Annotated in this window: 1 pseudogene; it reads right to left on the bottom strand. The window is 75.1% G+C overall.

Annotated elements, in window-relative coordinates:
- Window positions 1-269: pseudogene (locus ACTIDRAF_RS34580) on the bottom strand (sigma-70 family RNA polymerase sigma factor); the annotation flags it as partial.
- Window positions 270-289: the final 20 nt, after the last annotated feature.

Genomic DNA, 289 nt, shown 5'->3' with positions numbered 1-289 from the left:
CGCGGTCCCGGCTCCGACGCCGGTCCAGGACCGGTGGGAGGAGCACCGGTGGTTCCGCCCCCCGGATCGGCGTTGGCGGGCCGTGGCACCGGAGGGGCGACCGGGACGGCGCGACCCGTCGCGGTGACCCCCTTCGGGAGGTCCAACAGCACGCTGATGGGCTCCGACGCGCGGTCTCCGGTGTTGCGCACGGTGATGGGGAGGTCCACCGGGTCACCACCGGCGACCAGGACGAGCGAGGTGTCGGGAACGGTTGTCTCCAGGCGCACGCCCACCGGCTCCGGTGGGC

The organism is Actinoalloteichus spitiensis RMV-1378, from assembly GCF_000239155.1.
Classification (GTDB): domain Bacteria; phylum Actinomycetota; class Actinomycetes; order Mycobacteriales; family Pseudonocardiaceae; genus Actinoalloteichus_B; species Actinoalloteichus_B spitiensis.
The sequence above is the reverse complement of the archived record's forward strand: the minus strand, read 5'-3'. Positions and strand labels throughout refer to the sequence as shown.